This is a genomic window from Corynebacterium sp. KPL1986 (genome assembly GCF_000477975.1).
Lineage (GTDB): Bacteria > Actinomycetota > Actinomycetes > Mycobacteriales > Mycobacteriaceae > Corynebacterium > Corynebacterium accolens.
In genome coordinates, this window is sequence record NZ_KI515719.1 from 2501256 (window position 1) to 2521500 (window position 20245).

Sequence of the window (20245 nt, forward strand, 5' to 3'; positions counted from 1 at the left end):
GTTATCGGCATGATTGTGGTCGCCTCCTCGGTGGTCATGATCATCTTGGCCTATGCCTTGGTCTCCGTGCTGACCCAGCGGTTGGTATCCCAAAAAGAAGACGTGGCGCTGCAGGAACTCGAACGCGCCCGCACGGCGGTGGAGCAGCAAATCGATGCCACCAGCTCGGCCAACTCGGTGCAGGTGCGCATCAATTCCGCCCGCGCTTCTTTGGATCAGCTCTCTGCGCAACAAGGCGATGCGCAGGCCGTATATGAACCCGTCATCGTGGTGGAAAACCAGGATGGATCCATCACCACCTCGCCGGAGGATTTCCCGGTGCCGGAACAAATGCGGCAGATGGTGGGCCAGGACCAGATTGCGCAGCAGTATTACCCGGTCCCGCGCGGCAATGGCGATTACTATAACGCGCTCATGGTGGGCACACCCACCGATGCAGAGATTCCGAATCTGCAGGTCTACCTGGCCCTGTCCATGGAATCGGAAGAGTCCACGATGGCGCTGATGCGCGGCCTGCTCTCTGCCGCCGGCGTGGTGGTCGTGGTCTTACTGGTGGGCATTGCCTGGTTGGCTACCCAGCAGGTCATCACCCCGATTAAGTCCGCGTCCCGCATTGCCCAGCGCCTGGCCGCCGGCCATCTCAAGGAGCGCATGGCCGTGGACCGGGACGATGAGATGGGCCGACTTGCCGCCTCCTTTAATAATATGGCGGATAAATTGTCCTCCCAGATTGCGCAGCTGGAGGAATACGGCGATTTGCAGCGGCAATTCACTTCCGATGTCTCGCACGAGCTGCGCACCCCCATTACCACCGTGCGCATGGCCGCAGACCTCATCGAATCCGAGGCCGATAGCCTGCCCGCGGGCGCGCAGCGCGCCTCCAAGCTCATGTCCAGGGAGCTGGACCGCTTCGAGGAGCTGCTCGCGGATCTGCTCGAGATTTCCCGACACGATGCCGGCGTGGCGGACCTGTCCACCACGGCCATTGACCTGCGATCCTGCGTGGATGCTGCCTACCGCCAGGTTGAGCACCTAGCCCAAAAGCTCGACGTGGAGGTGGTCCGCAATATGCCAGACGAGCGGATCACCATCCAGGCCGATTCCCGGCGCATCGAGCGCATTTTGCGCAACCTCTTGGCCAATGCCATCGACCACTCTGAGGGCAAACCCGTGGTCATCGATATCTCCACCACGGAGAAGGCCGTGGGCGTGGCGGTCACGGACCACGGCGTGGGCCTGAAACCCGGGCAAGAAGAGCTGGTATTCAACCGTTTCTGGCGCGCGGATTCCTCCCGTAAGCGCCACTCTGGCGGCACCGGGCTGGGCCTTGCCATCGCCCGCGAGGACGCGGTCTTGCACGGCGGCACGCTCGATGCCTTTGGCGTCTTCGGCTACGGTTCCCGCTTCCGCCTCATTATCCCGCGCGAGCCGAATACCGAGATCGGTGAAGAACCCATCTCCCGCGAGATTCCAGGCGCCCCGGGCACCGGTTCAGACGCCGCGCACGAGGGGCACGATGCGCTTGCCGATGCCCCCGCTCTCGCTGATCCCGCTACCGCCGGCCCAGCTACCGCTGCCGCCGGAGAAAAAGGCGCCGCTGCTGACTTCGCGGCCGACGCAGCTCATGAGTCTGATGCTGCGGATGCCAGGCAAGCGGACGCTGGGGAAGCGGATGCTGGTGCAGCAGAAGACGAGGGCGAGGGTGGCGCCGGTGGGGCATCGCCAAGCAGCAGCACGGTGGTAGGCCGCGGAATTGGCATCGACGATGACTCGGCGGAGGCGGCCGAGGCGGATGGTGACGGAATCTTGTGGCCTTCTGAGCGCAACCGTGGGGCCGCCTCGCCCGAGAGGCGCTCCTATAAGGCGCCGGATTTTAAGGGGGATAAATAAATGAATTCGGTCATACGCAATGGATTGTGGCGGCGGAGCACCGCCGTGGGCGCGGTGGCGGCGCTGTGTTTTGCCACCGGCTGCTCAACCTTGCCGCACGATACGAGCCCCCAGGTCGTGGGTACCTACCACAAACAGGCCGATGGCCCGGAAGAGGTCATTGCCCCAGAGGTGGGGGCGGACCCGGACCTTACCCTGCGCGATTTTTATCGCGCCGCGGCCGTTCCTACCAATGACCACGATGCCGCTCGCGGGTTCCTCACGGATAACGCCCGCGGGGCCTGGGATGCCTCGGGCGATGTCATGGTGGTCGATAGCCTGGACATCGTGACCGCGCCCGATAAGAAGCAGAATACGGCGGCGGATGCGCGTTCCTTCAATGTGCGCGGCACTATCATCGGACGCCTCAAATCCGGCGGGGCCTATGTGCCGGAAAATGAGAGCTACGAAGCTACCATCGACATGAAAATGGTAGATGACCAGTGGCTCGTTGATAGTCTGCCGGCCGGGTTGGTTATCGAGCGCAATGAGCTGCGCAATCATTACACCCCGCAATCGCTTTACTTTTATAAACAAACCGATGACGTCCTCGCCCCGGACCGCCGGTGGCTGTATAAGGGCAGCGAGGAATCCGAGTCCACGCTGATTACCCTCTTGATGGAAGGCCCATCTAGCAGCATCGCTCCGGCCACCCGCCGGGCGGCGGATGAAAAGGTCACCTTCGCCGGCTATGACAACGAAAACGGCTACCAGTTCGAGGGTCTGTCGGACCTGGATGAAAATGACCGCACCCGCTTTGCGGCGCAATTGGTCTGGACGCTTTCTGATGCCGGGCATATCGGCCCCTTCAAGATCAAAGCCGATGGCAGCAATCTGGTAGAAGGCATGGACACCGTCAGCGTGGATGATTTTGCTGACTATAACCCCAAGGTCAATAGTAATTCCCTGTCCACGCTGTACGCCTTGAACGAGGGCAACGTGCTGGAGGTCGATAGCGGGGTGGCCGAGCCGGTTAAGGGCTCATTGGGATCGAGCGGCAATGTGCAATCGGTCGATGTCACCGAGTCCGGCATGATTGCGGCGGTTAGCCGGAAGCCTAGCGGTGACTTCAAGCTGCAGATGGGCGAGATTGGTGCCGCGCTGCAGGATTCGGTCGAAGGTAAGACGCTGGCGCGGCCCACCTTTGAATATAACGGGCAGGCCGTGTGGACGGTGGTCGATGGTGACCGCATCGTGCGCGTCGTGCGTTCCAAGACCACCGGACGGATTTCAGAATCCGAGGTCGATGCCCGCAGCATCGACGATATCGAGGGCGAAATCTCCGTTATCCGCCTCTCCCATAGCGGCGCACGCGCGGCGATGATCATTGACGGCCACGTTTACATCGCCGCGGTGGCCCAATCCAGCAGCGGCGATAAGCGCATCGTCAACGCCCGCGAGGTGGGCCCTGAGGTCTCCGGCTCGGCACTATCGCTGGATTGGAATAACGATGGCTCGCTCATTGTGGGTACGTCCTCTGGGCAGTCGCCGGTATGGCGCATCGAGCAGGATGGTTCCTCGGCCTCTACCATGCCGACGGGTAATATCACCGCCCCGGTAGTTGCGGTGGCTACCTCGCCATCGAAGCTTTATATTACGGATTCCCATGCCATGCTGGAGCTTCCCGCCACGGTGGTCGATGAGGTGAACTGGCGCGAGGTGCCTGGCCTGCAGGGCCGGCGCTCTTCGCCTATCGTGTCCAGTTAGAAGGCGGCGGCGCTAGGCGGCGCTGCCGCGGAGGACCTTTCGGGGGATGGGGTGGTGTCGCGCCGTGAGCGTGCGAGAGCTGATTTTTCCGCGTGCGTGTGCCGGGTGCCGCGCGCCCGGCCACGTCTTGTGTCCGCAGTGCCGGGGACACCTGCGCCAGCCTCCTTACTTGGTAAGCCGCCCGCGGCTGCTCGGGGCGCCGGTATTCGCCCTGGGGTCCTATTCCGATATTCGCCGCAACATCGTCATCAGCATGAAAGAACAGGGCAATAGGGAAGTGCGCGATTATATAGGTGCGGTGGTGGCCGCGGGCGTGGCGCACTTGGCCGCCCGCGGTGAGGTTCCCCGCGAGCTGTGCCTGGTGCCGGCCCCTACGCGGCGCCGCTCGGCGCGCATGCGCGGCGGTGATCCCGTGATGGCCATGTGCCAGGGTGCGGCGCGCCGGCAGCAGGGCCTGCGGGTGCGCGAGGCGCTTGTCATGGGCGCGGATACGGCGGATCAATCCGAGCTCAATGCGCAGGATAGGTGGGCGAATCTGCAGGGGCGCGTGGGGATTAGCGCCCCGGTGGGCGGTGAGCAGGCGCTGCTTGTCGATGACGTTATAACCACCGGTGCCACCCTTGCGGCCAGCATGGCGGCCCTGCGCGCCGCCGGCGCCACGGTCTATGGGGCGTTGGCTTTTGCCGATGCTTAAGGCGCATCACACAGTGGGGTGCACGGTGTTACCCCCTAATGCCATCAGGTCATAACCACTGGTATTATTAGAGGTGTCACAGAGGAACAGTTACTGTGATTGTTTCTAGTCCCCACTACCAAAGGGAGGCATCTCAATGTCCCAGCCAAACAAAGCTCAGGTAACGATTACGGGCCGTAACGTTGATGTACCGGAACACTTCCAGGAGCGCGTCAACGACAAGCTGGCAAAGATTGAACGCCTTGATCCCACATTGACCTTCTTCCACGTGGAATTGCAGCACGAGCCAAACCCGCGCCGCGAAGCAGAGTCCGACCGCATCCAGATCACCGCAACCGGCAAGGGCCACATCGCCCGTGCAGAGGCTAAGGAAGACTCCTTCTACGCAGCGCTGGAAACCGCGATGGGGAAGATGGAACGTTCCCTGCGCAAGGTGAAGGTGCGCCGTGAATACGTCAAGGGCGGCCACCGCGCACAGAAGGGCACCGGCGAAATCGCCGCTGAGATGGTTGCGGAGGCAGAAGCACAGCGCGCTAAGGAAGAGCGCTTGGTCGATCCTTATGCCGAGACCGTCGAGGACGTTCGCCCCGGCCAGATCGTGCGCACCAAGGAGCACCCGGCCACCCCGATGAGCGTGGACGATGCTTTGAGCGAGATGGAGCTGGTTGGCCACGATTTCTTCCTCTTTGTCAACGAGGAAAACAACAAGCCATCCGTGGTTTACCGCCGCCACGCTTTCGACTACGGCATCATCTCTTTGTCTGAGGATGCAGAGGGCTAAAATCTCCCGCGCCTGGCTAAAGAGTTAAGCCTCTTTATTCCCCCTTCCTACCCATCACGTTAGAACTCGATGAGGTTTGGAAGGGGGATTTGTCATGCTGTGAGTTATCTGTTTTCTTAGTGCCCTTAGTATGAAATCACTATCGTTTAAGGGCGGGTAGAACGCGAGAAGGGCAGTGGCGTGAGTACAATTGCGGGAAGTTAACTAATGTGTCGCGACAAGAAGGACTAACGAATAGTGTTTGGACTTTCCAAGCTGCTGCGCGCGGGTGAGGGCCGTACGGTCAAGCGCCTGGGCAAAATTGCAGACGATGTAATTGCACTCGAGGATCAGTACGCGGAGCTTTCGGACGATGAGCTAAAGGCCAAGACTGACGAGTTCAAAACTCGCCTAAAGGATGGCGAAGAAAAGAACGACATCTTGCTCGATGCTTTTGCTACCGTCCGCGAAGCCGCTTGGCGCGTCCTGGGACAAAAGCACTACCCCGTGCAGATCATGGGCGGTGCCGCCCTGCACTTTGGCAATGTTGCAGAGATGCGCACCGGTGAGGGCAAGACCCTGACCTCCTTGTTGCCCGCTTACCTCAACGCTTTGGAGGGCCAAGGCGTCCACATTGTTACGGTCAATGACTACCTGGCCAAGCGCGATGCTGAGATGATGGGCCGTGTGCACCGCTGGTTGGGCCTGTCCGTGGGCGTTATCCTGTCTGAAATGCGCCCGCAAGAGCGCAAGGAAGCCTACGACTGCGACATCACCTACGGCACCAATAATGAGCTGGGTTTTGACTACCTGCGCGATAACATGGTGCGCACCCTCAATGATGTAGTTCAGCGCGGACACAATTTCTGCATCGTGGATGAGGTGGACTCGATTCTTATCGATGAAGCCCGTACCCCACTCATCATCTCCGGCCCGGTTGATGGCTCCTCCCAATTCTACGGCGTCTTTGCGCAGCTGGCGCCGCGCATGCGCGAGGGAATCCACTACGAAGTGGACCACAAAAAGCGCACCATCGGCGTCTTGGAAGAGGGCGTGGAGTACGTCGAAGATCAGCTCGGCATTGATAACCTCTACGCGCCTGAGCACTCCCAGTTGGTTTCCTACCTCAATAACGCGTTGAAGGCCAAAGAGCTATTTACCCGCGATAAGGACTACATCGTCCGCAACGGCGAAGTGATGATCGTGGATGGCTTTACCGGCCGCGTTCTGGCAGGACGCCGCTACAACGAGGGCATGCACCAGGCCATTGAGGCCAAGGAGCAGGTGGAGATCAAAAACGAGAACCAGACGCTGGCGACGGTTACCCTGCAGAACTTCTTCCGCCTCTATGAAAAGATTTCCGGCATGACCGGTACCGCGGAAACGGAAGCTGCGGAGCTGCATTCCATCTATGGGCTGGATGTGGTTCCTATTCCTACCAATAAGCCGAACCAGCGCACCGATCATTCGGACCGCATTTACAAGACCCAAGAGGCAAAGTTCGCCGCGGTGGTTGATGATATTGCAGAACACGTCGAGCATGGCCAGCCGGTCTTGGTGGGTACCACCTCTGTGGAGCGCTCCGAGTATCTGTCGCAATTGCTTAGCAAGCGCGGCGTGCAGCACAACGTGCTCAATGCCAAGCACCACGAGGAAGAGGGTCAGATCATTGCCCGTGCGGGCCGCCCTGGCACCGTGACCGTGGCAACCAACATGGCCGGCCGTGGTACCGATATCGTGCTCGGCGGTAACCCGGAAGTCATTCTCGATGAAAAGCTGCGCGAACGCGGCCTCGACCCCTTTGAAGATGAGGAAAAGTACCAGGAGGCCTGGGAAGCCGAGATCGACGGCGAGAAAGAGCGCTCGAAGCGCTTGGGCGATGAGGTGCGCGAATCGGGCGGACTCTATGTCTTGGGCACCGAGCGCCACGAGTCCCGCCGCATCGATAACCAGCTGCGCGGTCGTACCGGCCGTCAGGGGGACCCGGGCGAGACCCGCTTCTACCTGTCCATGCGCGATGAATTGATGGTGCGATTTGTGGGCCAGTCCATGGAGCACATGATGAACCGCCTCAACGTGCCTGATGATGTCCCCATTGAGGCCAAGATGGTCTCGAACTCCATTAAGGGCGCCCAGGCGCAGGTGGAGAACCAGAACTTCGAGATGCGCAAGAACGTGCTGAAGTACGATGAGGTGCTCAATGAGCAGCGCAAGGTGGTTTACTCCACGCGCTATTCCATCCTCGATGCCGATGACATCAAGGACGATATCCGCACCATGATCGATGACACGGTCTCTGCCTACGTCGCGGGCGCTACCGCCACCGGTTATGTCGAGGACTGGAACCTCGAGGAACTCTGGAACGCTCTTGAGGCGCTCTACGGCCCCACGATGTCCCCGGAGGAACTCGTAGAAGGCTCCGAGTACGGCTCCCCAGGCGAGCTCACCGCGGAGCAGCTGCGCGATGCCCTCGTCACCGACGCGAACCGGGAGTACGACAAGCTGGAGGAAGCCGTGTCTGCCATCGGCGGAGACAAGCAGATGCGCAATACCGAGCGCATGGTCATCCTGCCGATTATTGACCAGAAATGGCGCGAGCACCTCTATGAGATGGACTACCTCAAGGAGGGCATCGGCCTGCGCGCGATGGCGCAGCGCGACCCGCTGGTGGAATACCAGAAGGAGGGTGGCGATATGTTCAATGCCATGAATGAAGGCGTGAAGGAAGAAACCGTGCGCCAGTTGTTCATGCTGCGCAAGCAGTTCAAGCAGCAGGAAGAAAACCAAGAGTCCGGCGGTGACTCGGGCTCTGGTCCTGCAGGCCAAGAAACCGTAGAGGCATAAAACCTCCGCGCTCTTTTGCGCCCCTTCCTTTCCTCCCCACCTTCGCGTGGTGAAGAAGGAGGGAGGGGCGCTGTTAGTTTTAGAGCAGCCGAAACGAGCGCAGCCCCTGGTCCGTGGCGGAGCCGGTAAAGGCGTGGCGCTGGGTGCCGATGACAGCGGAACCGAAGTATTCGCCGTTGGGACGCGCGTGCAGGCTGGTAAGGCGCAGGGCATCGGTGTCGTAGGGGCTTTTTCGACGGTGTACCCAAGAACCAATGTGCAGGCGGATGGAATCCGAAAAGCGCGGGGAATTGAGGTGGGCAATGGGGCGGTAGCCGGCGGCGACCTCAAGGATAAAGACGACCCAGGCTTGGATATGGTGCTGGGCGGCTACCTCTGCAGTAGTGGGCAGGCGGCCGTAATGGATGCGGTGCGGGGCGATATATAGCTTGAGATGAGAGTAGCCGGGAATGGGCTCATACATGGTGAAATGAGTGCTCCTGCGAAAAAGGCAGGGAGGCGAACGCGTGATAATTATCTCATGGGGGCGCTGCGCGCGCTATTTCTGGCAGTTTCCTGTATGAGGCGGGCGAGAATATAAGCGCAGTTCGCTATACTTTCGGGAGTTACAAAATATTCGTGTACTGAAGGATTAAATATATGCGTGGTCTCATCGTTGACTATGTCGGCGTCCTCGATGGCGCTGAAGAGGACAATCGCCGCTGGAAGGCTCTTCTATCCGCGGCGAAGGCAAATGGTGCCGCAACCGCTATCTTGTCTAATGACCCGGGCGGTTCCGGCGCTGAGCACATTCGCGAGTGGGAATACCGCGGCAACGTCGATGCCGTGGTGTTGTCTGGCGAAATCGGGGCGGAAAAGCCGGAGGTTGCGGCCTTCCAAGCGGCTGCCGATGCCCTCGAGCTGCCCTTGAGCGATTGCGTCATGGTCGATGATTCGATTCTTAACGTGCGCGCCGCCGTCGATGCCGGGATGATCGGTTTCTTGTACACCAGCTTCGACCGCGTGTCCGTAGAAATTCAAGCCGTATTCGATATTGAAGGGGAATTTTAGTGGCTGAAGCCCGCGTCTATATTCCGGCGACCTATGCCATGCTGGCGGAGCTCGCAGAAACCGGTACGCTCGCGGCGCGTTCCGGTTGGGGTTTCATGGTTACCCCGGCCCTGCGCGATTTTTATACCGCAGGCGATGAAGAAGAGATCGCCTACTCCGCCTTCCTCGAGGCCTCCATGGCCTCGCTGCGCCTGTTGACCATTGGGGATGAGGAGAAGTTCCCGCACCGTCGCGTGGTCATTTCCATCGACGTTGATGACACGGCAGTCACCCCGCGCCCAGATATGGGCGAACCGGTGGTAGAGCTCCAGCCAGCGCAGTTTGGCACCGATAACCTCGCCGCCATTCACGTGGATATTGAAGAATCCGAAGAGGCAACGGCCAAGGCCATCGAGGCCATTGATTCCGCTGACCTCGGCGATGAGGACGCGGAGCTCGCGGTGGGCGATGCCCTGGATAACTTCATGGCCTTCTACCACCCCACGGAGCTGCCCTTCCTTGTGGAATTGCTCTAGGCCGCGCTAGTTTTCCCACTCCACGTTGGTGCGCAGGGCTTGCAGCAGCCCGCGTACCGCATCGCGGCGGCGGGCGGTAGCGGTGCCCTCGGGAATGATTTCTGGATCATCGAGCCCGCATTCGGGATCCGCCGGTGGCCCCGCGTGCGTACAGCCGCGCGGGCATTCCTCAATGGCCGCGGCGAGATCCTCGAAAACGCCAAGGATGGTATCCGCGTCCACGTGCGCCAGCCCAAAGGAGCGAATGCCCGGCGTATCGATGATCCAGCCGCCCTGGGAGTCGGTGCTAGGAGCGTCGGTGGGCAAGGGGAGGGCCACCGATTGCGTCGAGGTATGCCGGCCCTTGCCGATGCCCGATACTTCCCCCGTTTCCCTTTCCGCATCTGGGACCAGCCGGTTAACCAGCGTGGATTTGCCCACCCCGGAATGCCCGATGAGCGCGGTGATATGCCCATCTACCTGCGCGCGCACGGCTTCCAAGCCATCCTCGACCCCGGCCTCGACCACCGTGACATCTAGGTCGGCGAACTCTTCTGCAAACGGCGTCGGGTCCGCGAGATCCGTCTTGGTAAGGCACAAGATGGGGTGGAGGTTGCCCACGAACGCGGCAATCAAGGCGCGCTCGACAAAGCCGGACCGCGGGGGAGGGTCGGCCACGGCGGACACGATCAGCAATTGATCGGCATTGGCTACGACGATGCGCTCATACGGATCCGTGTCATCGGCCGTGCGGCGCAGCACGGAGGTGCGATCCGCCAGCTTGACGATGCGCGCCAGCGTGTCCTTCGCACCAGAGGTATCACCAACCACGCCGACGCGGTCACCGACTTCGATGGCGGTGCGGCCCAGCTCGCGGGCGCGCATGGCGGTGACGGTGGGGCCATCGTCAAGCGCGACGCCCCACCGACCGCGGTCCTTGGTAATTACCATGCCGTATTTGGCATTTTTGTGCTTGGGCCGATCCTTGGTGCGCGGGCGCGAGCCCTTGCCGGGGCGCACGCGCACATCAGATTCATCAAAGGAACCGAAACGTCTAGCCATGTAAATCCTGTTGGTCGGGGTGCAACATCGTCTCCCACATGCGGGCGAAGCCGGGCAAGGTCTTGGAAGTGGTGGAAATATCCTCAATCTGGATACCAGGGACCTTTAAGCCCACAATGGCGCCGGCGGTGGCCATGCGGTGATCGGCATAGCAGGGCCAATCGCCGCCGTGGAGCTCGGCGGGTTCGATCACCAGGCCATCGTCAAGCTCGGTGACCCTGCCGCCCAGCGCATTGATATTCGCCGCGAGTGCCTGCAAGCGGTCGGTCTCGTGGCCGCGCAGGTGGGCAATGCCCGTGAGCCGCGACGGCGTTTCCGCGAGCGCGCACAGGGCCGCAACGGTGGGGGTAAGCTCCCCGATATCGCCCATATTGCGCTCGATGCCCTGCAGCTTGCCTGCCGGGTTGCCCTCTGCCGTGACGCTGTTGTGCTCCTGGGTTACCATCACGCCCATATCCAGCAGGATATGGCGGATGGCATCGCCCGGCTGGGTGGTATTCGCCGGCCAATTCTTGATGGTCAGGCGCCCGCCGGTGACCGCCGCGGCGGCGAGGAATGGCGTGGCATTGGATAAGTCCGGCTCGATGAACCATTCGCGTCCGGCGATGGGGCCGGGGTGCACCGTCCACGTCGTGCCATCCGAATCCACGCGCACGCCCGCCTGGCGTAGCATGCCCACCGTCATTTCCACGTGCGGCATGGACGGCAGTTGGCCGCCCTCGTGGGTGAGCTGGATGCCCTGGGAAAAGCGTGCCCCGCTGAGCAGCAGGCCGGAGACGAACTGGGAAGAACCGGAAGCATCGATGGTGACCTTCCCGCCTTCTGGCACGTCGTTGGCGGACACCGTAAAGGGAAGGCTATCGCCTTTTACATCAACGCCGAGGCTGCGCAGCGCATCCAGCGTCGTGGACATGGGGCGGTTATAGGCCTGCTTATCGCCATCGACGCGCACCGGGCCATCCGCCAGCGCCGCGACCGGTGGCACAAAGCGCATCACGGTGCCGGCCAGCCCGCAATCCACCGTGGCACCGTGCAGCTTTCCAGGCTGGACGTGGATATCGGCCCCCTCATGGGTGAAGCGAACCCCCATGGCGCTGAGCGCATCCTCCATCAGCTGCGTATCGCGCGATACCAGCGGGGCGTGCAGGATAGACGGGGAATCAGCCAGCGCGGCCAAGATGAAGGCGCGATTGGTAATAGATTTCGATCCTGGCACCTGGTGTTCCCCCGTAACGGGGCTGGTAGCCAGCGGGGCGGTCCAAGGTTGAGACATAGTGTCCATAATAGAGGCCATGTGCGGAAGATTCGTTCTTTTTACCGAGTCCCTCCTCGATGAGGTGGGAAACCTCCCGGGAATCCAGGAAGTCCACGCCCCACAGGGTACGCCCGGGCCCCGATATAATATTGCCCCGACTCAGCCCATTCCCATCGTGCGCGTGCGCGAGGAGCTAGCGGAAGTTGATCCCGCGCGGTGGGCGCTCTTGCCGCAGTGGAAGAAAGACCTAGATGGCCCGCCGCTTTTTAATGCCCGGGCAGAAACGGTGGCGAGCAAGCCGTCTTTTCGCACCGCCTTTAAATCCCAGCGCTGCCTTATCCCCATGAACGGCTATTACGAGTGGCACAAGGATGGCTCCACCAAGACGCCGTACTACGTCCACCCAGACCAGGGACTGCTGTGGGCCGCGGGGCTCTGGGATACCGGGTTGGACCGGCTCTCTGCCACCATCGTGACCACCGCGGCTACCGAAGAGATGGAGTGGCTGCACCACAGGTTGCCGCGATTTTTGGCGCCGGAGGAGATGCGCACCTGGCTCGAGGGTAGCGCCGAGGAAGCCAAGGAGCTGCTAGCGCCCACGGGCCTGCGGGGATTTGAGTACCACGCGGTGGATAAGGCCGTGGGGACCGTCTCTAATGACTACCCGGAGCTACTCAGCCAGTAGATCGGCAAAGTCTGCCCCGCACAAGCGCGCGAGGTCTTCTGCATCGAGCTCGATATCTAGGCCGCGGCGGCCGCCGGAGATAAAGACAGTATCGAAAAGCACCGAGGATTCCTCGATCACCGTGGGCAGCGCGTTCTTTTGCCCGAGCGGGGAAATACCGCCGTGCACGTAGCCTGAGGATTTCTCAGCATCGTGCACCTGCGCCATGGCGGCCTTAGATACGCCAAGGGCAGCGGCGGCCTTCTTGAGGCTTAAATGGTGCGTGGTGGGAATCACGCACACCGCCAACTCACGGCGCGGACCTTTGCCCGCGGTGAGATCAATGATGAGCGTTTTCAGCACGCGTTCGGGTTCTACGTCTAAGGCCGCCGCGGCGTGATCACCAAAGTGATCCTTGCCCGCCTCGAAGGTGGATACGGAGTGTTTGACTCCGGCATCTTCGATAACTTTCAGTGCCGGGGTAGCGGCATGCGGGGACTTTTTGGCCATATAGGAATTTTAGCGTGAGACGTTAGGATAGATTGTGTGGTTAAAGAAACAGTGAGCGAGAAGGAGCTGCAGCGCCGCTTTGAAAAGGAAGCGCTCCCGCTGCTCGATCAGCTCTATGGCGGCGCGCTGCGCATGACGCGAAACCCGCAAGACGCGGAAGACTTGGTGCAAGAGACCTATCTGAAGGCCTATAAGTCCTTTCATTCCTTTAAGCAGGGAACGAACCTGAAGGCATGGCTGTATCGCATCATGACCAATAACTACATCAACTCTTATCGCAAGGCGAAGCGGCGCCCTACCGAGTCTTCTGCCGATGATCTGAGTGATTTTCAGCTCTATACCACCGCGGGGCACGATTCCACCGGCTTGGAATCCGCCGAGGTGGCAGCGCTTAAAGAGATGCCGGATAGGTCCATTTCGCAGGCCATTAATGACCTACCGGAGGACTACCGGATGGTGGTCTACTACTCCGATGTGGAGGGCTTAGCGTACAAAGAAATCGCCGAAATCATGGATACTCCATTGGGAACGGTGATGTCTCGCCTTCACCGTGGAAGAAAAATGCTCCGCAAGGCGTTGAAGGACGTAGCACGTGAACAAGGAATTGGATTAGAACACCCGGACATGGAGGACAAGTAATGGAAGGCGCAACCGGAAAGAACTGTGGTGCGTGCAGCTCCACTGAGGTACACAACCTATTTTGCGAGCTTCTCGATGAATCCACGACCTATGCCCGCGCTTTAGCCATCCGCGAGCACATCGCCCAATGCGATTTTTGCCAGCAACGCCTAGAGCGCGAAGAGCTCGTCCGCTCCCTCGTGCGCAATTGCTGTGCCGGCCAAGCTAAGGCACCGCAATCGCTGCGCCGCCGTATCTCGGTAGAAATTACGGAGATCGAATCCCGCTGGTAAGAAGTGTCCTTCAGAGCTGCGAAACCCTCTGGAGGCTTCTGGGGTTTTTGGGGTGCAGAAATTTCTTGTTTAGACCTTAACGTAGATATAGCAAAAGCCCGGCTGGGTAGTGCTGAAATGCACTGCCAACTAAGCCGGGCTTTATGTTTGCTGTACGTTATGCGCCAGGACGCTTGCCGTGATTAGCGGCCTTCTTGCGGCGATCCTTGCGCTTGCGACCACGCTTGCTCATTGCGCACTCCTTCGTTGAGGGTTTCTGAACTTTATTCAACTGTAGCGGCTAAGGGCGCCGAAACGAAAATTGGGGTAGGCGTTAGGCTCTCCGGGTCCGCGCTTTTAGGCGGACACGCGGGAACGGCCGCGGCCGCGGTTGCGGCGACGCTTGAGGGCGCGGCGCTCCTCTTCAGACAGGCCGCCCCAGACGCCGGCGTCGAGGCCAGACTCGAGTGCCCAGTTGAGGCAGGAAGAAGCGACGGGGCAGCGGTTGCAGACCAGCTTGGCCTTAGCGATCTGGGTAAGAGCAGGACCAGAGTTACCTACTGGGAAGAACAGCTCTGGGTCTTCGTCGCGGCAAACGGCTTCGTGGCGCCAATCCATGATTGATATCTCCTAACAAATTTTTGACAGCAGTAAATACGAGCGCAATCCGTGCGGGGCAGGAAAGCACCTTGATTTTTAGGTGGTGTGTGAACTGGTCTGCTAGCAGTGGGGCCCGGTCTCGAGGTCGGGCCAGCGTCGCCGCCGCCTATGGTTCACGGTGTTGTTGCCTGAAGTTTCCTCCAGGTTAAGAAGAGGTTTACGCCCTCTTTCTTTTTGCTACTAGAGAATCATGACATGTTTACCCGATCGCCGCTAGGGTTAAAGACTAAATTGTGGTTAACATCACGCAAATAGGCGCAGTGTGGGGGCCATAAATGCCAAAATCAAATTTTAAAGAAGCCTGTGAGAATCGCCGTGAGCTGCAGCTATAGGTGCTATGTTGTGAGTGTGGTGAGGGAGAGGCCGTCAAATCTCCCAGCTCAGCCCCTTGCCCCCGCGCTAGCGCAGGAAACATCGAGGCCCTGCCGTGGGTGGCACAGAAAAAATTCACGCCGGATTAGTAGACTGTGGCTTTGTGTCTAAGCAGAACAAACGCCAGGTAAATAAGCAGCAGCGAGATAAGGCGGCAGCGCCAGCGGCACCACCGGATAGTGCCCCGCAGTCGGTGCTGATAGGCGCTGGCATTGCCACGGTGCAATCCATCGCGGTTATTTGTTTTGGTATTTTCCTCATCGTGCGCGAAGCGATGGGCGCGGAAAATGACTCTATGGTTTCTGATTCCGGATCAGGAAGCTTTGTGGGGCTTGGCACCGCCATCTTTATCTTCATCGTCTTTGGCTTTGTCATCGCAGGCGCCTGGGCCATGGTGAAGGGAAAGCGATGGGGAAGAGGCGCCGTAGTCCTCGTAGAGCTCATCTTGGGCGCGAGCGCGTTTCAAATGTATAGCGGTGGATCCCCGGTGCTGGGAACTATCACCCTGTTAAGCGCGGTTGCGGTGCTTTATCTCTTGATGTTTAGGCGCGAGTCCTCAGAGTGGGCCGCCTCGAATTTCTAAGGGCCACTCGCGTTTGGGCCATTCGCGCGGGAGCAGCGAGTGGCACTCGCTTAGTCGCTGCTGAGGCCGACGACGGTATCGCCGCGGGTTTCTACAATGGTCTCGCCCGCCAACGTGAGGTGGACGGGACCACGGTAATCTCCGCGGTCGACGGCAATCTCGCGCAGTACCTCCCCGGTAGACCAGTCCACAACAGCTATGCCTTTCTCGGTGGGCATCAGCATGCGCCCAGCTACTGAAATCGGGGTGCCGATGGCGCCGTCAATGACGTGATCGACGCGCAAATCACTGGGAGTTAAAAGGTAGAGGCGCTGCCCATCAAACCACGTCATATGGTGCGGTTGATCCGCTACGGCTGGGGCGAAAGGGCTTGTGCCGGAATCGATGGCTGCGGAAGGCTTTACGGGGGTAGAAGAAAGCTTTTCGCCCTGGTTGTTATAGGACTCAATGCGGGGTTCTGGGCCGGGGATATAGACCGCGGCGGCGTCTTGGCCCACCGCGATAAGCCGCGCCCCATCGCGTTCGAGGGAGACATCGGCGTCCATTTCTGGTTCCCGGGAGTCTTCCGGGGTGGTGGTTTGAAACCTTAACCAGGTGGTGTGAGGTTCCTCCGGGCACGATTCCGTTAGCGCCAGGTTCTCGGTACGCGTCAACGCCGAAGAAATGGTGCACTCCTCGTGCGGTTGCTTCTGTGCCTCCTGCTTGGCCTCTACATCGCCGTATTCCACGGTGCGCACGAGATCTGAGCGCCACAGATCGATTCTCCCGGCAGACACGGTCCCTACCCGGTCATTGGATTGCACGGGGATAACGTCCGGGGAATTGATGGCACTGCGGGTGGAGTCATATTCACCCGTTGCCGCGTCGATGGCAACCGTATCCCCGCAGCCCACGCCCGTGCGATAGGTGGCAACCACCTTGCCCCAGGCGGTCGATAGCGAGCAGAGTTCGGCATCGCTGCGGGTATAAGTCCAGGCCGTGGAACCATCGGCATTGGTGGCAGTGAGTACATCGCCATCGTGGCTAATGCTCAACCCGTGGGCGGAAATGGCGCGGTATTGGCCGGGTACGGGCTGGTTGGGCAGGCTGTAGGCAGTGGTGAGGGTGGAGGGGACATCGGCAAGCACAGTGGCATCGCTTTCCCCATAAACGGCCTCTTGGTGCAGGTCAGCCTGGTGGATATTGGCGGTGGCGACCGCGCCGCCCACCGCGATGGCGCAGATAGCGCCGATGATGCCGGTGGCCTTCCAATCCGCCGCGGTTGCCCGCAAGATGGGGGCCTTAGTCATCGGCGCCCTCCTCGGGGCGTGCCCTTGCCGCGCCGAGCTCCGGAACGGGACCGGGACCGCGACTGGGACCGGGATTGGGTCTGTCCCGCGGACCGCTTATGCGCCGGAAGCTGGCCAATCACGCTGGTGGCAGGGCCCACCTTTTCCTGCACGCCAGCGGGGATGGACAGCGCCTGGGCAAGCTCCGGCGAGGTGGAAAACCACTGTGGTGGCGTGGCCGTATCTAGGCCTAGCTCATCGTTGATGACCCGCCATTTGGCCAGCTCATCGTAGCCAACGAGGGTGACGGCGGTGCCGGTATGCCCAGCGCGGCCGGTGCGCCCGATGCGGTGGATAAACGTCATGGGATCATCGGGAACCTGGTAGTTGATGACGTGGGTGACATCATCGACGTCGATGCCGCGCGCGGCGATATCAGTGGCGACGAGGATGTCCACCTCGCCCGAGCGGAAGGCCTGCAGGGACTTCTCCCGGGACTTTTGGCCCAAGTCACCGTGCACGGCGCCGACGCGGAAGCCGCGCTCAGCAAGGTCATCGGCTAATTGCGCCGCCGAGCGTTTAGTGCGGGTAAAGATGATGCTGCGCCCCCGGCCTTGGGCCTGCAGGATATGCGCGATGACCGCCACCTTATCCATGCGGTGGGCCTGAAAGGTGACCTTGCGGGTGGTTTCGTGCGTGACCTCATCCGCCTCCGATTCGGCCCGAATGTGTACGGGCTTATGCATGAACTGGCGCGATAGGTTCAAGATTGCGCCCGGCATGGTGGCAGAAAACAGCATTGTTTGGTGCGCATTGCCATCAAGCGCTTCCAAAATCGCCTCTATGGAGGGCAAAAAGCCAAGGTCCAGCATCTCATCGGCTTCATCGAGCACCACGATGGCGACGTGGCGCAGGACCAGATCGCCGCGCTCATGCAGATCGAGCAGGCGGCCTGGCGTGCCGATGACCACGTCGACGCCGCGCTGGAGGAGCTTAATTTGCTCCTCATAGGGGCGCCCGCCGTAGATGGCAGCGAGGCGGACCGGCAGGTGCGCGGCCGCGTCCTGCAGATCAGCGGTGACCTGCTGGGCTAGCTCGCGGGTGGGCACGACGATGAGAGCCCGCGGCGTCCCATCCGGTGGGGCAATATCCGCGTCATCAAAAACGCGATCGAGCAGCGGTACGCCAAAGCCAAAGGTCTTGCCCATGCCGGTGCGCGCCTGGCCAATGAGGTCTTGGCCATTGAGCGCAATGGGCAGGGTTAATTCCTGGATTGCAAAGGTTCGCGCGATGCCACGGTCAGCGAGCCCATCGCAGATTTCGGCGGCGACGCCGAGTTCCGCGAAGGTCGGTGGCTGGGTTTTTATGACAGACACACCTTGATAGTAGCCGGGATGGTTATAGTGGGGCCATTGGCATGTAAAACTCTCGTTAGAGGAGGATAATTTTTATGGATATCAAGTTTGGTTTTGCAGATACCCCGCGCGAGCTGATCATTAGCACCACCGGCGAGCAGGCGGAGCTGACGAAAAAGATTAATAGCGCCTTGGCGGAAAACTCCACGTTGGAGCTAGAAGATGACAAGGGTCGCAAGTACCTCGTGCGCACGGACCGCGTGGTGTACGTCGAGGTTGGTGCCGCGAAGAAGCAATCTGTCGGTTTCGCCGGCGCCTAAGCTTGGGGCTTTCTAAAGGTTTGCTAATTCAGTGTGTGAATAAGCAACCGGGTATCCTCAATGCCTATGGAAAGTAGGCAGAATCGCAAGGCTCAACAGGGCCATAGGCGAATTCCGGATCACCCGAACCCGGTGGTCCGGTTCGCCCACCGCTACGGCTGGTGGCGTGTGGTGGCTATCCCCGTGATGGTGCTGCTTACCGTCTGGGTGATTGTGGATATCGCGTCTGGCTCTTCGGCCGATGACAATGGCGATGCATCCAGCGCGGAGACTACCGCCGCCGCCACTCCTACCCACGAAGATCTCACGGGCCCGGATCCCGCAAATGCGGAGGCGGTAGAGCGCGAGATTAGCGAGATGCCCCCTGGAAGTGACTTCACCAAAAAGGGAAAGGGTACTTTCCACGGAATCGGCCGCCCCGGTGCTGTAGCCGGTGAAGGCGGCGAGAAGAAGGTCCGCTATTCCATCGAGGTAGAAGATGGACTTAATACCGCTCCCTACGGCGGCGATGATGCCTTTGCCGCAATGGTGGAGGCAACCCTTGCGGATCCACGCGGGTGGACCGCCCAAGGTGACTTCGAATTCGAGCACGTTGCCTCCGCAGACGATCCCGATACTCGCATCCAGCTGACCTCATTAGGTACGGCCGCGGAGCGGTGTGGTGAGAAGATCGAAACGGAAACCTCCTGCCACACCATGTTTACCGGCGAATCCACCACCATCATCAATGAGGCGCGGTGGGTACGCGGAGCCACGCCTTTTGAGGGCGATTTGGGCAATTACCGCCAGTACGTCATCAATCACGAATTGGGCCACGCCATTGGCTATGCCTCCCACCAGCAATGCGGCGGCGAGGGCAAATTGGCCCCGGTGATGATGCAGCAGACGCTGAGCTTGAACAATAAACAATTGCATGACCGCAATCCCAAGGAGGTCTATCCTGATGAGGATGTGACCTGCGAGCCTAACCCGTGGCCATATCCCAATCCGGAGCACAAGGATCCCCACCAACCCCAATAAGGAGTACTGGATGCCGCTTCCCCCAGAGCATGTTTTAAGCGCCTTCCACGCGGAGACCGGAGCGACAGGGTCGCGCCGGGCCCAAGGCGATCAGCTGGGCCCGGTTTGGGATAACGGCATCAAGGTGGGAGACGTTGTCTACTCCCAGGCCGGCCCTTTCGCGGCGTGGTCTGCCAAGGTGCGCGAAAGGCTCAGCGTGCCGGGCGCGCGGGTATCGAGGCCGGTTCTCGCGAGCGACGGGCGCCATACCGCGGCCGGGTGGAAGGCGACGCAGTTCCTTCCCGGCGAGGTCACCGGGCGCATCGATGAAGCGGCGCAGACGGCCTTGCGCTTGGACGATGCCATGGCCAATGCACCTGCGCCGCCGGGTGCGCACCGCGATGATGCCTTTGCCCGCGCGGAGCGCACCGCCTGGGCGGAGACGGGGGAGGCCTACGATAAGGCCGCGCTTGCCGATGTCCCCTTGGTCACCGCTCATACCGCTCTGCTGACCACCACGGTCTTTTATGGCGCGCACCCACCGGGAATCGTGGATCTCGTGCCGAGCCAATCTGCCCGCCCGGCGGGGTGGAGCGCAGCGCTCGTGATCGTGGACGGTTTGATCGCACAGGTGGTAGATGATGATATCTGCCAGCGGTTTGGCCACGTGCCGGGCATGCAGGAGCTTTTGCTGCGGGCGGTGTCTTACCGCCGGCATATCAATGATCTGAATCCGCGGTCGCGCTCGAATGTGCGTTCTAATATTGAGCGGGTAGAACAGTTTCTTGTGTCTAGGGCATCTGCGATACTGGGGCGGTGACTTACAATC

General features: G+C 60.5%; 22 protein-coding genes. 14 read left to right on the forward strand and 8 right to left on the reverse strand.

The genetic code is table 11. The annotated features are described in order from the left end of the window. The first annotated feature begins 9 nt into the window (after positions 1-9). The 5 genes from mtrB (at position 10) to secA (ending at position 7934) form a co-directional block, all read left to right on the forward strand. Positions 10-1890, forward strand: a complete 1881-nt coding sequence (gene mtrB / locus HMPREF1287_RS11595) for an MtrAB system histidine kinase MtrB (RefSeq protein WP_034653814.1) — start codon at positions 10-12, stop codon at positions 1888-1890. Further along, the gene (lpqB, locus tag HMPREF1287_RS11600; protein ID WP_023016914.1) at positions 1891-3636 is read left to right on the forward strand and encodes an MtrAB system accessory lipoprotein LpqB; all 1746 of its coding nucleotides are present in this window, start codon (positions 1891-1893) and stop codon (positions 3634-3636) included. Between the two features lie 169 nt (positions 3637-3805). Then, positions 3806-4330, forward strand: coding sequence for a ComF family protein (locus HMPREF1287_RS11605; RefSeq protein ID WP_232218876.1), 525 nt, complete (start codon positions 3806-3808; stop codon positions 4328-4330). 136 nt (positions 4331-4466) lie between these two features. After that, the gene (hpf, locus tag HMPREF1287_RS11610; RefSeq protein ID WP_005277524.1) at positions 4467-5111 is read left to right on the forward strand and encodes a ribosome hibernation-promoting factor, HPF/YfiA family; all 645 of its coding nucleotides are present in this window, start codon (positions 4467-4469) and stop codon (positions 5109-5111) included. A gap of 237 nt (positions 5112-5348) precedes the next feature. Continuing rightward, entirely contained in the window at positions 5349-7934 is a 2586-nt protein-coding gene (gene secA, locus HMPREF1287_RS11615) for a preprotein translocase subunit SecA (RefSeq protein ID WP_005277525.1), read from the forward strand. Between the two features lie 79 nt (positions 7935-8013). Here the strand turns inward: secA and HMPREF1287_RS11620 are convergent, their stop codons facing one another. After that, positions 8014-8397, reverse strand: a complete 384-nt coding sequence (locus tag HMPREF1287_RS11620) for a hypothetical protein (protein WP_023016916.1) — start codon at positions 8395-8397, stop codon at positions 8014-8016. Between the two features lie 176 nt (positions 8398-8573). On the opposite strand from HMPREF1287_RS11620, the gene HMPREF1287_RS11625 reads away from it, so the two are divergent. Both HMPREF1287_RS11625 and HMPREF1287_RS11630 read left to right on the forward strand, forming a co-directional pair. Beyond that, positions 8574-8984 carry an HAD-IA family hydrolase gene (locus HMPREF1287_RS11625; RefSeq protein WP_005281786.1) on the forward strand — a complete coding sequence of 137 codons (411 nt, stop codon included), beginning with the start codon at positions 8574-8576 and terminating at the stop codon, positions 8982-8984. Positions 8985-9022: 38 nt separating this feature from the next. Then, entirely contained in the window at positions 9023-9499 is a 477-nt protein-coding gene (locus tag HMPREF1287_RS11630) for a hypothetical protein (RefSeq protein ID WP_042404175.1), read from the forward strand. 6 nt (positions 9500-9505) lie between these two features. Here the strand turns inward: HMPREF1287_RS11630 and rsgA are convergent, their stop codons facing one another. Both rsgA and aroA read right to left on the reverse strand, forming a co-directional pair. Next, positions 9506-10540 carry a ribosome small subunit-dependent GTPase A gene (rsgA, locus tag HMPREF1287_RS11635; RefSeq protein ID WP_005277534.1) on the reverse strand — a complete coding sequence of 345 codons (1035 nt, stop codon included), beginning with the start codon at positions 10538-10540 and terminating at the stop codon, positions 9506-9508. Then, positions 10533-11834: a 3-phosphoshikimate 1-carboxyvinyltransferase gene (gene aroA, locus HMPREF1287_RS11640; protein WP_034653495.1), complete on the reverse strand. Its 1302-nt coding sequence runs from the start codon at positions 11832-11834 to the stop codon at positions 10533-10535. Before aroA ends, rsgA begins: the two co-directional genes overlap by 8 nt. On the opposite strand from aroA, the gene HMPREF1287_RS11645 reads away from it, so the two are divergent. Further along, positions 11833-12480 (forward strand): SOS response-associated peptidase, encoded by a 648-nt coding sequence (locus HMPREF1287_RS11645; RefSeq protein ID WP_023018174.1) that lies wholly within the window; start codon positions 11833-11835, stop codon positions 12478-12480. The two genes, aroA and HMPREF1287_RS11645, sit on opposite strands and share 2 nt — an antisense overlap. Here the strand turns inward: HMPREF1287_RS11645 and ybaK are convergent. Further along, positions 12466-12969: a Cys-tRNA(Pro) deacylase gene (ybaK, locus tag HMPREF1287_RS11650; RefSeq protein ID WP_023016919.1), complete on the reverse strand. Its 504-nt coding sequence runs from the start codon at positions 12967-12969 to the stop codon at positions 12466-12468. The two genes, HMPREF1287_RS11645 and ybaK, sit on opposite strands and share 15 nt — an antisense overlap. A gap of 36 nt (positions 12970-13005) precedes the next feature. On the opposite strand from ybaK, the gene HMPREF1287_RS11655 reads away from it, so the two are divergent. Continuing rightward, entirely contained in the window at positions 13006-13608 is a 603-nt protein-coding gene (locus HMPREF1287_RS11655) for a sigma-70 family RNA polymerase sigma factor (RefSeq protein ID WP_005277540.1), read from the forward strand. After that, complete coding sequence (locus HMPREF1287_RS11660; protein WP_005281801.1) at positions 13608-13880, forward strand: anti-sigma factor; 273 nt, start codon at positions 13608-13610, stop codon at positions 13878-13880. Before HMPREF1287_RS11655 ends, HMPREF1287_RS11660 begins: the two co-directional genes overlap by 1 nt. A 157-nt stretch (positions 13881-14037) precedes the next feature. Here HMPREF1287_RS11660 and HMPREF1287_RS12945 read toward each other — a convergent pair whose 3' ends face one another. Next, the gene (locus tag HMPREF1287_RS12945; RefSeq protein WP_369707509.1) at positions 14038-14112 is read right to left on the reverse strand and encodes a 50S ribosomal protein bL37; all 75 of its coding nucleotides are present in this window, start codon (positions 14110-14112) and stop codon (positions 14038-14040) included. Between the two features lie 104 nt (positions 14113-14216). Continuing rightward, positions 14217-14477 carry a WhiB family transcriptional regulator gene (locus HMPREF1287_RS11665; RefSeq protein ID WP_005277545.1) on the reverse strand — a complete coding sequence of 87 codons (261 nt, stop codon included), beginning with the start codon at positions 14475-14477 and terminating at the stop codon, positions 14217-14219. A 517-nt stretch (positions 14478-14994) separates the two neighbouring features. Between HMPREF1287_RS11665 and HMPREF1287_RS11670 the strand changes: the two genes are divergently transcribed. Next, positions 14995-15474, forward strand: a complete 480-nt coding sequence (locus HMPREF1287_RS11670) for a hypothetical protein (protein WP_034653816.1) — start codon at positions 14995-14997, stop codon at positions 15472-15474. A gap of 50 nt (positions 15475-15524) precedes the next feature. On the opposite strand, the gene HMPREF1287_RS11675 is transcribed toward HMPREF1287_RS11670, so the two are convergent. Further along, complete coding sequence (locus HMPREF1287_RS11675) at positions 15525-16763, reverse strand: hypothetical protein (RefSeq protein WP_023016921.1); 1239 nt, start codon at positions 16761-16763, stop codon at positions 15525-15527. Continuing rightward, on the reverse strand, positions 16760-18118 hold the full coding sequence (locus HMPREF1287_RS11680; RefSeq protein WP_023016922.1) for a DEAD/DEAH box helicase: 1359 nt from the start codon (positions 18116-18118) through the stop codon (positions 16760-16762). The genes HMPREF1287_RS11675 and HMPREF1287_RS11680 overlap by 4 nt, the downstream gene beginning before the upstream one ends. Before the next feature lie 74 nt (positions 18119-18192). Between HMPREF1287_RS11680 and HMPREF1287_RS11685 the strand changes: the two genes are divergently transcribed. The 3 genes from HMPREF1287_RS11685 (at position 18193) to HMPREF1287_RS11695 (ending at position 20236) form a co-directional block, all read left to right on the forward strand. Continuing rightward, on the forward strand, positions 18193-18417 hold the full coding sequence (locus tag HMPREF1287_RS11685; RefSeq protein WP_005277549.1) for a DUF3107 domain-containing protein: 225 nt from the start codon (positions 18193-18195) through the stop codon (positions 18415-18417). 66 nt (positions 18418-18483) lie between these two features. After that, on the forward strand, positions 18484-19437 hold the full coding sequence (locus HMPREF1287_RS11690; RefSeq protein ID WP_042404025.1) for a DUF3152 domain-containing protein: 954 nt from the start codon (positions 18484-18486) through the stop codon (positions 19435-19437). Between the two features lie 10 nt (positions 19438-19447). Further along, positions 19448-20236 carry a hypothetical protein gene (locus HMPREF1287_RS11695; RefSeq protein ID WP_005277551.1) on the forward strand — a complete coding sequence of 263 codons (789 nt, stop codon included), beginning with the start codon at positions 19448-19450 and terminating at the stop codon, positions 20234-20236. The last annotated feature ends 9 nt before the right edge of the window (positions 20237-20245 follow it).

Excerpts from the sequence above, each read along its gene's own strand:
- mtrB (WP_034653814.1), top strand. The coding sequence starts at position 10 with ATGATTGTGGTCGCCTCCTCGGTGGTCATGATCATCTTGGCCTATGCC.
- lpqB (WP_023016914.1), top strand. The coding sequence starts at position 1,891 with ATGAATTCGGTCATACGCAATGGATTGTGGCGGCGGAGCACCGCCGTG.
- hpf (WP_005277524.1), top strand. The coding sequence starts at position 4,467 with ATGTCCCAGCCAAACAAAGCTCAGGTAACGATTACGGGCCGTAACGTT.
- HMPREF1287_RS11620 (WP_023016916.1), bottom strand. The coding sequence starts at position 8,397 with ATGTATGAGCCCATTCCCGGCTACTCTCATCTCAAGCTATATATCGCC.
- HMPREF1287_RS11625 (WP_005281786.1), top strand. The coding sequence starts at position 8,574 with ATGCGTGGTCTCATCGTTGACTATGTCGGCGTCCTCGATGGCGCTGAA.
- HMPREF1287_RS11630 (WP_042404175.1), top strand. The coding sequence starts at position 9,023 with ATGCTGGCGGAGCTCGCAGAAACCGGTACGCTCGCGGCGCGTTCCGGT.
- rsgA (WP_005277534.1), bottom strand. The coding sequence starts at position 10,540 with ATGGCTAGACGTTTCGGTTCCTTTGATGAATCTGATGTGCGCGTGCGC.
- HMPREF1287_RS11645 (WP_023018174.1), top strand. The coding sequence starts at position 11,833 with ATGTGCGGAAGATTCGTTCTTTTTACCGAGTCCCTCCTCGATGAGGTG.
- aroA (WP_034653495.1), bottom strand. The coding sequence starts at position 11,834 with ATGGCCTCTATTATGGACACTATGTCTCAACCTTGGACCGCCCCGCTG.
- ybaK (WP_023016919.1), bottom strand. The coding sequence starts at position 12,969 with ATGGCCAAAAAGTCCCCGCATGCCGCTACCCCGGCACTGAAAGTTATC.
- HMPREF1287_RS11660 (WP_005281801.1), top strand. The coding sequence starts at position 13,608 with ATGGAAGGCGCAACCGGAAAGAACTGTGGTGCGTGCAGCTCCACTGAG.
- HMPREF1287_RS11665 (WP_005277545.1), bottom strand. The coding sequence starts at position 14,477 with ATGGATTGGCGCCACGAAGCCGTTTGCCGCGACGAAGACCCAGAGCTG.
- HMPREF1287_RS11675 (WP_023016921.1), bottom strand. The coding sequence starts at position 16,763 with ATGACTAAGGCCCCCATCTTGCGGGCAACCGCGGCGGATTGGAAGGCC.
- HMPREF1287_RS11685 (WP_005277549.1), top strand. The coding sequence starts at position 18,193 with ATGGATATCAAGTTTGGTTTTGCAGATACCCCGCGCGAGCTGATCATT.
- HMPREF1287_RS11690 (WP_042404025.1), top strand. The coding sequence starts at position 18,484 with ATGGAAAGTAGGCAGAATCGCAAGGCTCAACAGGGCCATAGGCGAATT.
- HMPREF1287_RS11695 (WP_005277551.1), top strand. The coding sequence starts at position 19,448 with ATGCCGCTTCCCCCAGAGCATGTTTTAAGCGCCTTCCACGCGGAGACC.